The organism is Pseudidiomarina sp. (assembly GCF_033722695.1).
In the GTDB taxonomy this organism is placed as follows: Bacteria; Pseudomonadota; Gammaproteobacteria; order Enterobacterales; family Alteromonadaceae; genus Pseudidiomarina.
On the sequence record NZ_JAWVYM010000006.1, the window covers coordinates 40,335 to 52,384 of the forward strand.

At 52.7% G+C, this 12,050-nt stretch carries 8 protein-coding genes; 3 read left to right on the forward strand and 5 right to left on the reverse strand.

Annotated elements, in window-relative coordinates; genetic code table 11:
• Window positions 1-2 precede the first annotated feature (2 nt).
• Genes R3196_RS03970 through R3196_RS03980 form a run of 3 tightly spaced genes read right to left on the reverse strand, consistent with a single transcriptional unit; the run spans window position 3 to window position 4,150 of the window.
• Window positions 3-1,178 (reverse strand): E22 family MetX-like putative esterase, encoded by a 1,176-nt coding sequence (locus R3196_RS03970; protein WP_318935356.1) that lies wholly within the window; start codon window positions 1,176-1,178, stop codon window positions 3-5.
• A 1-nt stretch (window position 1,179) separates the two neighbouring features.
• Window positions 1,180-2,847 (reverse strand): long-chain fatty acid--CoA ligase, encoded by a 1,668-nt coding sequence (locus R3196_RS03975; RefSeq protein ID WP_318935357.1) that lies wholly within the window; start codon window positions 2,845-2,847, stop codon window positions 1,180-1,182.
• Window positions 2,848-2,854: 7 nt separating this feature from the next.
• The gene (locus R3196_RS03980; RefSeq protein WP_318935358.1) at window positions 2,855-4,150 is read right to left on the reverse strand and encodes an SLC13 family permease; all 1,296 of its coding nucleotides are present in this window, start codon (window positions 4,148-4,150) and stop codon (window positions 2,855-2,857) included.
• Between the two features lie 236 nt (window positions 4,151-4,386).
• Between R3196_RS03980 and R3196_RS03985 the strand changes: the two genes are divergently transcribed.
• A complete protein-coding gene (locus tag R3196_RS03985) occupies window positions 4,387-6,726 on the forward strand; it encodes a TonB-dependent receptor (protein WP_318935359.1) in 2,340 nt (779 codons plus the stop codon).
• A gap of 105 nt (window positions 6,727-6,831) precedes the next feature.
• Window positions 6,832-7,494: a response regulator transcription factor gene (locus R3196_RS03990; RefSeq protein ID WP_318935360.1), complete on the forward strand. Its 663-nt coding sequence runs from the start codon at window positions 6,832-6,834 to the stop codon at window positions 7,492-7,494.
• Here the strand turns inward: R3196_RS03990 and R3196_RS03995 are convergent.
• Both R3196_RS03995 and R3196_RS04000 read right to left on the reverse strand, forming a co-directional pair.
• Window positions 7,471-10,845, reverse strand: coding sequence for a PAS domain-containing hybrid sensor histidine kinase/response regulator (locus R3196_RS03995; RefSeq protein ID WP_318935361.1), 3,375 nt, complete (start codon window positions 10,843-10,845; stop codon window positions 7,471-7,473). The genes R3196_RS03990 and R3196_RS03995 overlap by 24 nt on opposite strands.
• 3 nt (window positions 10,846-10,848) lie before the next feature.
• Entirely contained in the window at window positions 10,849-11,469 is a 621-nt protein-coding gene (locus tag R3196_RS04000; RefSeq protein ID WP_318935362.1) for a trimeric intracellular cation channel family protein, read from the reverse strand.
• Between the two features lie 226 nt (window positions 11,470-11,695).
• Here R3196_RS04000 and yajC point away from each other — a divergent pair, with 226 nt between their 5' ends.
• A complete protein-coding gene (gene yajC / locus R3196_RS04005; protein WP_318935363.1) occupies window positions 11,696-12,031 on the forward strand; it encodes a preprotein translocase subunit YajC in 336 nt (111 codons plus the stop codon).
• Window positions 12,032-12,050: the final 19 nt, after the last annotated feature.

Sequence of the window (12,050 nt, forward strand, 5' to 3'; positions counted from 1 at the left end):
AATCAGTTTTCTAAGAAATCTTTGATGGTTTCAGCTTTGCTCTGGATGCCAAAAATACCATCCAGATGGCCCCAGATTCCGTCAATTTCTTCGTAGATGGGGTCTTTGCCCTGGGCCTTTAACAGCTCAACGGTTTGTTTTGCCAGGTAAGGCTGTAACAACAAATCATTGCTCGCTGGCAGAAATAAGGTTTTCGCCTTGATCCGTGCCAGCCCGCTGGCTAAATCCTCCTGATGACCAGCCACAAATAACTGATTAGCCCGTATCAGGTACAACAGATGGTTGGCATCAGCCAGTGGTGCGCGGGTGGCTGCTGCACCAAAGAGGTAGTCAACCGCCGGCAGACTGTTGGTGACACTGACCAGTCCGTCCTCCGGCAGGGTTTCCTGCTGCGGTGCCTGCATATTCATAATCACCGGATGCATGGCTTCCTGGGTGATCATAGCCAGGGTGCTGGTCACACCTTCCAGTGGCGCCACGCCATCGTAGTAATCGCCCTGATTCCAGTTTGGATCCGATTTAATGGGGCGCGCCCAGTGTTCCAGTGCCATGATCGTCCAGGCATCCATAGCCCCGGTGCCAATGACTGAAATCATGCGTTCGACCTGATCCGGATAGGCTGCTGCCCACTCAATCGCCTGCAGTGAGCCCATCGAGGCTCCCGCTACGGCGTGCAGCTTGTCAATGCCCAGACTGCTAAGTAGTTCACGCTGTACATTGACGAAATCGCGGATAGTCACGACCGGAAAGTCGAGGCCATAGGGTTCGCCGGTGGCCGGGTTAATTGAGATTGGCCCGGTCGTAATCACGTTCGGGTCGTTCGGGAAGGCGTTAACCAGGGTATCTGAACTGATTACGAAGTATTTATCCGTGTCGATGGCCTTGCCCGGGCCAATGATGCTGTTCCAGTAGCCAGGCATAGGGTCATTCTCGGTGTACTTGCCAGCGGCGTGGCTATTACCCGAGAAATAGTGGGTGATGAGAATCACGTTATCTTTAGCTTCGTTAAGCTGGCCATAACTTTCCCAGCCTACATTGACCACCGGGATCACTTCGCCGCTTACCGTGGCGAAGTTCTCGGTTGTGAAGGTCTGTTTTTCGACCAGCATATCGGCCTGGGCCGGCGTGGCCAGCAGATAGCCACTGATTAGGCCGATGGATAATAATAGGTTTTTCATGTCAATTGCGCTCCACGAGGTAATTTGCGTACTCTTTGCGTAATTCATTTTTGACCAGTTTGCCGGTTCCGGTATGCGGTAATGAGTCGACAATCAGAATTTCATCCGGTGTCCACCATTTGGCAATCTTTCCCTGTAAAAATTCATAAATCATGTCGGTAGTTAGTTCCATGCCTTTATTGGCGACTACCAGCAGCAGTGGGCGCTCATCCCATTTCGGGTGTTTTACGCCGATCACACAGCTTTCATTAACGGCCGGATGCTGACTACAGATATTCTCGATTTCGAGTGAACTGATCCACTCACCGCCGCTCTTGATGACATCTTTTTTACGGTCCACCACCTTCATATAGCCGTCCGGGTCAATCACTGCGATATCGCCCGTGGCCAGCCAGCCATCGGCAAAAGTGTCAGGGTCATTGCGCTGGTAATAACTGCTGGCAATCCAGGGACCCCGTACCCGCAATTCACCACTGGTGGTGCCGTCGTGCGGCAGGGCTTTACCATCGGCATCTACGATCTGCATATCAACGCCAAAGCAGGCGCGTCCGGCGGTGGTCTGGATGGCGTAGCGCTGCGCTTTCGGCAGCGCCATCAGCGCCGGTTCTGGCGGCGCGGAACTGGCCAGCGGGCCGGTTTCAGTCATACCCCAGATTGGCTGCCAGTAGACGCCGTAAACTTCGTCATAAGTTTTAACCAGCCCCAGTGGCGAGGCTGCTCCGCCCACACAGACCCGCTCGAGTGATGGCATCGACCGGCCTGATTCACGCAAGTAGTTATGTAGCGCCAGCCAGATAGTCGGCACGGCTAGCCCGACGGTAACCGCTTCGGTACTGATAAGTTCGTGCAGGGCTTCGCCGCTCATACCACTGCCCGGCAATACCAGCTTGCAACCGGACAGCGGCGCAGCATAGGGTGCGCCCCAGGCACCGGCGTGATACATGGCCACCACTGGCATCAGTACGGTATCGCCGCGCAGATCAAGTAGTTCGCGGCTGGCAGTGGCCTGTGCGTGCAGTACCATAGCGCGGTGCGAGCTTAATACACCTTTCGGATTACCGGTGGTCCCAGAGGTATAGCAAAGCAGGGCGCCGCTGTCTTCATGCACAGCCGGCCAGTCAAACTCCAGCGGGTGGGGTTCAATAAATTCTTCATAGGGTTCCACCGGCAGCCAGATTTGCTGCAACTCTTGTTTGGGGTAATGCTCATTGTCGCAAAGCATCACTATGCCTTTCACTGACTTCAGTTCATTAGCAAACTCACTGAGCAGGCCGGCAAAGCCGATATCAACAAATAACCAGGTATCTTCAGCATCGTCGATCATCCAGCGGATCTGCTCGGCGAATAAACGTGGATTTACAGTGTGCAACACGGCGCCGATACCACTGACGGCATAATAAAGCTCCATATGCCGGTAGGTATTCCAGGCCAGCGACGCCACCCGGTCTCCGGGTTTGATACCGGCCTTAGTCAGAGCATGGGCTAACTGGCAGCTGCGCTGGTAACATTCGGCATAGGTGTAGCGATGGATATCGCCTTCCAGACGGCGGCTGATTATTTCTTGCCGCGGATGCCGGCGCACGGCATGACGCAGCAGGTCAATAATTAGTAATTGGCTGGCTTGCATGGCACCGGGGAGAGCCGGTGCCAGCTGGGTTGTCTCAAACATAATACTCTTACCACCAGATGAATAGTGCGATAGCTACGGCCAGGCCCATCAGGGGCACAGCCACGGTGACTGCTGCCACCGGCCAGTAGGCAGCTTTATGTGTTTCATTACAGATCGCCCGAATTGTGGTCACCACATAGCCATTATGTGGTAACGAGTCCAACGCGCCCGAAGAGATCGCTACGATACGGTGTAACTCATTCGGATTCACGCCAGCATCAATGTAATGCGGGCCCAGAATCGGCAGGGCGATAGCCTGGCCGCCTGATGCCGAACCCGTTAAACCAGCGATCACGCTTACCGCAACTGCGGCGCTGACGAGCTCATTACCGGGCAGGCTGGTCATAAACGCGACTGCGTCAGTAAATGCGGGCGTAACTTTAGCGATGCTGCCAAAGCCGACCACTGCCGCCGTATTACCAATCGCTATCAGAGCGCCGGTAGAGGCTTCGGAAATTGCCCGCGAGATATTCTGGAAATACTTGTGATTGATAATAGCGATGGCTATTACCCCGCCCAGCAGCGCGATAATCAGTGCATTCTGTTTGAGATCATCATGGAACATGAAGCTGAGGGTCAGTACCGTAGCCAGCGGAATAAGGCCGCTAAATGGCGACGGCAATTTGCGCTCGACTAATACCGGGTCGCCTTCGCGCGCTTCAAAATGCTCGCCGTTGTTGACTGCCTTAGTAATTAATTTTTTCAGCCACCAGTAACCGAACAGCGCCATCAGAATCGCCACAAACAGGCTGACTTCCCAGGCCGCGTACGGCGAGGTTCCGAGGTGTTGAATCGGAATCCAGTTCTGGATCTCCGGCGAACCGGCCGAGGTCATGGTAAAGGTTACTGAACCGAACGCCAGCGCAGCCGGTATAAAGCGGCGCGGCAGGTTGGCGTCTTTAAATAAAGCCAGCGCCATCGGGAATACCGAGAAAGCAACGACGAATACACTGACGCCGCCGTAAGTTAAAATGGCGCAGGCCATCACTACGGCCAATACGGCTTGTTGACGGCCCAGCTTGCCAATGATCCATTTGGCGACACTATCTGCAGCGCCGGTATCTTCCATGAACTTACCGAACATGGAGCCGAGCAGGAACATAAAGAACCAGGCTGCGACAAAGCTGGCGAAGCCATTCATATAAGCACTGACAAAGTTCACATCACCCTGGAACAATGGCACATTACTGGTAAGGGCTACCACTACCGCACACAGCGGCGCGGTGATAAATAAATTCATTCCACGCAGGGTGAGAATGATGAGCAGCGCCAGTCCACCGATCAATCCAATCATGCTTAACATGCATTACCTCATTGAGTATTAGGTTTCAGGTATGCCATGACCTGACCTGGTGATACTGCGCTGATGATGGACCACATCATGCGGCAGACCGACCTCTTTTTACATAGTACTAACGTACAGAATACAAAGTTGTGGCTTTAGGTTAGGGTAACTGTGCCATGACAACAAGAGTGTGTGCTGATACACCAAAAAACGCTTTTTAAACAACAATAATCAGGAACCGGGAGAAGGACACCATGAGTCAACCCAAATTTCGTCATTCGTTAGTTGCTGCTGCAATCGCTTCGGTGGTTGCCATGCCAGCATTGGCGCAGGACCAGGACACCGCCACCACTGATGAATATCAGGGTCTGGAGCGAATCGAAGTAACTGCACGCCGCACCACTGAAAGCATTCAGGAAGTGCCGGTAGCGGTCACCTCGGTCGGAGAAATGGAACTGGAAAACAACGGCATCACCGTGTTAACCGAAGTCCAGCAGTTCTCTCCCAATACTACCTTACAGAACAGCCGGGGTACCAACTCAACCTTAACCGCCTTTATCCGTGGTGTGGGCCAGCAGGATCCACTCTGGGGCTATGAGCCGGGCGTCGGTATCTATATCGATGACGTATTTGTCGCCCGTCCCCAAGGTGCCGTACTGGATATCCTTAACGTCCAACGGATCGAGGTACTACGTGGTCCACAGGGCACGCTGTACGGTAAAAACACCACCGGCGGTGCGATTAAGTACGTTACCAAAGAAATGACCGGCGATGCTGAGTTTAATATTCGCGGTACTGTAGGCAGCTACAACCAGCGCGATATAAAAATCACGGGGCAGATGCCATTAATTGACAACACGTTATACCTGGGTGTTGGTATCGCTGATTTGAACCGTGACGGTTACGGCGAATTTCTGGAAGTGAGCTATCCAAATCAGGATAAAGAGAACTACAACAAAGATCTGACCGCCATGCGGGCAACTCTTGAGTTTCACCCAACGGACGATTTGTTCTTCCGGTTAGCCTGGGATAAAACCGAGGATGATTCAAATTCCAAAGGTGGTTATCGCTTACTGCCAAGTCTGTTAGCACCAATTCAAATCCCTGACAGTGTCTATGACTCATATTCTTCTATGCCAACCTGGAACAAGGTTGAGCTGGAGAATCTTAGCTTAACCGCAAATTGGGAAATCTCAGCGGATACCTCACTGAAATACATCGGTGCTGCCCGCGAGAGCTATTCACCAACCAACATCGACTTTGACAGCACGCCGCTGCCAATCTTTGACGTGCCGGCTTTCTACGATGATGAGCAATCATCTCATGAGCTGCAGATAACGCATCATGCTTCTTCGTATAAGGTTGTTGCGGGGGTTTATTATGATGAGAGCGATTCGTGTGGCCGTTTTGATGCGATTCTGACTGTGCTTGGTCAGGCCGCATTTGGCTTGCCGGGATTGACCCGCGAAGTCAGTGGCTGTAGCTACGGTGAAAGCTTGTCTGTATATGCACAGGGATCAATTGATCTGAACGATCAGTGGTCACTGACTCTGGGCGCTCGCCATACTAAAGATGAGAAGTCAGCGATCGTTCGTAACGGTCTGTTATTTGCTCCGGTTTATCCGCTGGACGGCTGGATCGACGGCTTTACCCGTGACGAAGCGGCAATTGCTGCGGCTACTCCAATCGTACTGGGCTCGGATACTGATGGTGACGGCGTACTCGACGCGCCAAAATCTGCTGACTGGTCGCGCTTTACCCCACGCGTTGGTGTTGAATATCAGTACAATCGTGACGTTATGTTCTACGCCAGCTATGGTCAGGGCTTCAAGTCCGGTACCTTCAACCCGCGGGCGACTACGAACGAACCAGCAGCTGATCCGGAAATCGTTGATTCATTCGAAATTGGTATGAAGAGCGACTGGAATGACCGTCTGCGCGCCAACGTAACCCTGTTTATGCTGGATCACGAAGACCGTCAGTACATTTCGGTATTACCGGGTGAAACGGCGACTGATCTGAACCAACGTTTGGGTAACATCGGGAAATCAAGCGCCACAGGTATCGAAATCGAAACCACTTATGTGGTCACTGATGCGCTTAATGTAGATTTCAGCCTGGGCTACATCGATGCAGAGTTCGAAGAAGTACTGGATACCGATCCGAATACTGGTGCTACTTTCGATAAATCAGAACTGTTCACCATCTCGAACACGCCTGAGGTTACTGCAAATCTTGGCTTCACTTACAACATTGACTCAGCAATCGGTGATATGGCCGTCGTGGGTAACTACTACTACCGCGGTAAGTATGACCTGTTCGAAGAGCTGAACCTGCTGAAGCAAGACGCTTATGGCATCCTGAACCTGGGTGTCAACTGGTATAGCGATGACGGTCGCTGGACAGTTGGCTTGCATGGTAAGAACCTGACTGATGAGCAATATATGGTCGGTGGCTACCAGTTCGTTACGCCTGATCCAAGCAACCTGAATGATACCAGTTTGTATCAGCCTGGCTTAGGTGGTGATACCACCTTGACCGCTTACTACGGCGACCCACGTACTATCTCCCTGACTGTGGGGTATCGTTTCTAAGACCCTGCCCGGTGCCCGCCGGAGGATAACTTCCGGCGGGCACTGACTTTTACCGATGGACGCGTTAGCATGGAACCTCTGTTTCCAAATCAAACCGACACCTCTATGGCGCGTGCAATTATAGCTGACGATCATCCGTTATTTCGGGCAGCCCTGAAACAGGCGCTTACCGAAACCCTTTCAACGGACATCAAAGAAGCAGCCAGCTTTGAACAGCTGCTCGAGATTCTCAAACACGAACCGCAAATTGAACTGGTATTACTGGATTTATCCATGCCCGGCAATCGCGGGCTGACCGGACTGACTTCCTTGCGCAGCCGTTACCCCGATATTCTGGTGGTCATTGTTTCTGCCAATGAACAGCTGTCCGTTATTCGCCAGGCTATGGCTTATGGCGCCAGCGCCTATATTCCCAAATCAATGCCGCTGGCTGAACTACAGGGTGCGGTGCATACTGTGCTGGCTGGCGATACCTGGCTGCCGGAACACCTTATTGACGCCGTTAATCAGGCTCCCGCGCCGGAAACGCTCGACTTTGCGCGTCGCCTTGAACAACTTACTCCGCAACAATTCAGAGTACTCGAATGTTTAGCAGATGGCTTGCTGAACAAGCAAATCGCATATGAGCTGAATGTGCAGGAAACCACCATTAAGCAGCACGTTTCAGCTATTTTGCGCAAACTTGATGTACTGAACCGTACCCAGGCTGGCATTCTCTTTAAGCAGATGCTCAGTGCGCCGGATTCAGCGGATCAGGCGTTTGAGTAGGCGTTTGAGCGCTGCTGTTTTTAACGGTTTAGGAATAAAGGCGGCTTGCTGTGCTATGGCTTGTTCACGCAGATGTTCATCGGGGTCGGCCGAATTCAGAATTGCCGGTAAATCTGCTCCATAGACTTCACGTAGTAGCCGCAGTATTGCTATGCCCGTATCGCCGTGATCCAGGTGGTAATCCAGAATAACCAGATCAGGGGCGTCTCCGGTAGCCTGAGGAAGTTGCTCGCGGTTAGCAAAGGTTTGCACCTGTGCGCCCCAGCCAGTTAATAGCTGTTGCATAGCGGTGAGGATCCTGAGGTCATTATCGACCACCCAGATACTGCGGCCATTCAGGAACTTTTCATTGCGCTCCGGCTGGGACAACGACCGGGTTGGGGGAACCTTTCGCCAGGCGGCCACCGGCAGGACCAGGGTAAAGCGTGTACCACGACCGACTTTTGAGTGCAGATCGAGCGGAATATTCAGCAACCGGCACATGCGATCCACAATAGCCAGCCCCAGCCCCAGGCCCGGGTTATCACCACTTTGCGCCAGTTGGTGAAATTCGCGGAAAATATTATTCCGCTGGTCACTCGGAATACCCCGACCGGTATCAATGATATGCAGTTCCAGAGTATTACCGCGGCGGCGGCCACCCACCAGAATCTTACCCTGATCGGTGTAGCGCACGGCATTGGAAAGTAGGTTCTGGATGATGCGGCTCAGCAACTTACGATCAGTATCCACCATCACCATATTGGGCACATAGCGAATTTTCAGCTGTTTTTCGGCCGCGATAATACGCTGGTTCTCCAGTAGCGGCTGGATAATATCATGCAGTAATACGGTCTGCCGGTTTACTGGTAAATTACCCGCTTCGAGCCGGGTCATGTCCATCAGCATGGTAAGCAACTCTTCAGCATTCTGCAGCGATTGCTGGATTTGTCTGACCAATAACCCCTGCTCACCATCAAGTCGCTGCCTTAGCATGTCGCAAAAGAGCGTTGCAGCATTAAAGGGTTGCATCAGGTCATGACCGACAGCGGCGAAAAAGCGCGTCTTACTCTGGTGAGCCCGCTCTTCGGCATGCTTGGCCTCAAGCAACTGTTGGGTGCGGTCTGCCACGCGTTGTTCCAGCTGCGCATTAATATTTTCGAGCTCGCGTTGTGCTGCCACCAGTTCGGTAATGTCCGTATAGGTGGTTACGAAGCCGCCGTCGGGCATCGGTGCGCCCTGCAGCTCAATAACCAGATCGCCTTGCTGGCGCTGATACCGGTAGGCACTGCCGGCCCGCAGGTAATTCAGCCGTTTGGCAATTTCGTCAGCCAGTTCAGCGTCTTCGCGATCACCAAGTAAACCGCGTTTAGCGTTATAGCGCAGCAGTTCCACTACCGGCATCCCGGCCTGCAGAAACCCTGCCGGATAATCAAAGAGTTCGATGTAGCGGCTGTTCCAGGCTACCAGGCGCAGATCCTGATCAATAACACTGATGCCCTGCGGGATATTCTCTACCGAGGCCTGTAGTAGTTCACGGTTAAACTTATACAGCTGCGAGGCCTGCGTTGCCCAGGTTACGACCTGGGCTATGGGTACCCCCGGTTGCTGGGTTATAGCCTCCAGCAGAATGCGGCTGGCAGCGCTACCTATTACCGCGGACAGTTCCCGTTCTACCCGCGCCAATACCGGGCCGGGCACCAGTTCGTCGCCCGCGGGAGTGGTTAAATCCAACTGCAGACGACGGCTTATCCGTTCCATCTCAACGCTGTCGAAGAATCGTGCCAGTACCTGCCGCAGCCGGCCCCAGCTAATGGGCTGGTGGTGATACAGCTCTGGGTGAGAACCCATGGGATCGATAAACTGATGCCGCTGCCGTTTTTCGACGGCGCTGGGTTTGAACAATAATGAACCCAGAATATAGAGGGATAAATTGGCTGCCAGGCTTACTAATACGCCGTCACTAAGTGCCGTGTCGGTCAGGTTCCTGGAAGCCTGAATAGACGGCCACAGCAGGGAGTACGCCCAAAGCAGGGTTCCGGCACTAATACCGGCAATAGCGCCGGCTTTGTTGGCGCGGGTCCAGATTAAACCACCCAGCAGCGCCGGCGCCAGTTGCGCTAGCAGCGCCAATGACAGCAAGCCGGCATTCACCAGCGGCAGATTGGCCTCGGTTAATTTATGAAAGCCGTAAGCCAGTACAATGATTAAAATAATCGTTGAACGGCGAATCAGCAGCACCCGGCCGGGAGTGAAAGTGAACTTACGCATCCGTTGCTCAGTCAGGCGCAGCCACATCGGCATGATCACATCGTTAGACATCATGATACTCAGTGCCAGGGTGGCGATAATAACCATGCTGGTCGCTGAAGCGAGGCCGCCAATAAAGGCAATCATGGTCATTACCGGCTGTTCAGCCTGCAGCAACAGCGTGAGCATAAAGGTATCACTGCGGGCGGCGTCAGGCACCAATAGCAGACCTGCCAGTGCGATCGGCAAAATGAACAGGTTAATGGCGAACAGATAAAGTGGGAATGCCCAGCGTGCCGTGCGCAGTTCTTCTGGATCGGTATTTTCGATATATAAAACATGGAACTGGCGCGGCAGACAAAACATAGAGATGGCGCCGAGTAGAATATGGGTCACGTAAATATAGGCACCGCTGGGTTTGCCCTCCAGCACGGGGCGTACGTCAAGGTGGTTCGCCGCCTGCAGGAAAATATCACTGACGCCGTCAAACATAGAGTAACTGACAAAAATGCCAACCCCCATGAAAGCTAGCAGTTTCACCACCGACTCAAAAGCCACCGCATCCATCAGCCCGGCATGTTGCTCGGCCAGGCTCAGTCTGCGGGTTCCGAATAAAATCGCGAAGCCCATCATTGCCAGAGCCACTAATGCTGCAACGTCGCCAAACCAGGGCAGGGGCCGATCAACCAAGCCGGTAGCTGTTGCAAAGCTGCCCGTGACCGCCCGCAACTGCAGCGCGATGTAAGGAATGATGCCGATTAAGGCAATGAGCGCGACCGTTATCGAAAGTGATGAGGTTTTGCCATAACGGCTACTGATGACGTCGGCGATAGAGGTCAGATTCTGTTGTTTACAGGCGTGTAGCAACCGCATCTGAATGCGGTGGGCAAACAAAAACACCAGCATAGCGCCGACATAGGTGGGTGCCATGGACCAACCATAGTAAGCCGACTGCGTGACGGTACCGTAGAAAGCCCAGGTGGTGCAATGTATGCCTTGTGCCAGGGCGTAGCGATAGGGCTTGATTTGATTGGGTGGTTTGCGCTCGCCGCGGTACGCGATGCTATAGAGCACGGCGATATAGCTGATGGCAATAAAGACGGTAAGCGATGTACTTAGCATAAGTTACCGGTGCTGATCGCCATGGGGCTGAAATACCGTTAAGGACCACTGCCAGCGAATGGCTCCGAACCGCAGCAGCAGCGTGCTAAAGCCGCCGGCGATAACAGCTACGACCGGCGTATACGGTTCCAGGATAACAAAGATGCTCGCACCAATAATACAGGTCGTGGCATAGAGCTCGCTCTTGAGTACCATAGGAATATCGCGCGCCAGCACATCGCGCAGCATCCCGCCAAAGCAGGCAGTTATAGTGCCCATCACCACGCAGATAACCGGTGAGAACCCGGCCTCCATTGCTTTAGAAGCGCCCATCAAGGTGAAGAACGCGACGCCAAGCGCGTCGGCCGACTGCAATAATTTCTGGTGAATGTAATCGCGAAAGCGCAGCCAGATGATAGTGGCTATTGCTGCGACCAGAATACTGTAAAGATAAGTGGGGTCATGAGCCCAGAATACGGGCAGGCCCAGGATCAAATCACGCACAGTCCCCCCGCCAATAGCTGTAACCGAGGCGAGTACAATCACCCCGAAGCCATCCATATTTTTACGGAATGCCAGTAAGGTGCCGGAGATCGCAAACACGGCGACTCCCATATGATCAATCCAGTAAAATAGTGTTTCCATGGCAAATGGTTATTTATTGTTATTTGTATAACGGCAGTTTCGCATGCTTTATTGTCCCTGCCTAGTGCCCTCAGCCGTGAACGGACTGAGTTGCTTCTCCCTATTTGGTCAGAAATTCGTTAGAATGCTGCACAATTCTGAAAAACTGGTGGCGGAGCCTTGTTTGCTTTAAAGTTTGGCCCCATCCTAAGACTAATTAAACACTAATAACTTGTAGGGGAATATTATGGACTTTTTAATTTCTACAGCGTACGCACAAGATGGCACAGCACAAACCGGTGGTGGCATGGAACTGATTTTTATGCTGCTGATGTTCGGTCTGATTTTTTATTTCATGATCTATCGGCCGCAAGCTAAGCGCGTTAAGCAGCATAAAGAACTGATCGCCAGCGTTAGCAAAGGTGACGAAGTTCTGATGAATGGCGGTTTGGTAGGTCGCATTACCAAAATCAGCGAAGATAAAGATTTTATGGTCATTGCTTTGGCTGAAGCAGTTGAAGTAACAGTGCAGAAGTCAGCAGTAACAGCGGTACTTCCGAAAGGGACTATGAAATCTCTGTAAGCAGAGATAAGGATTTGAT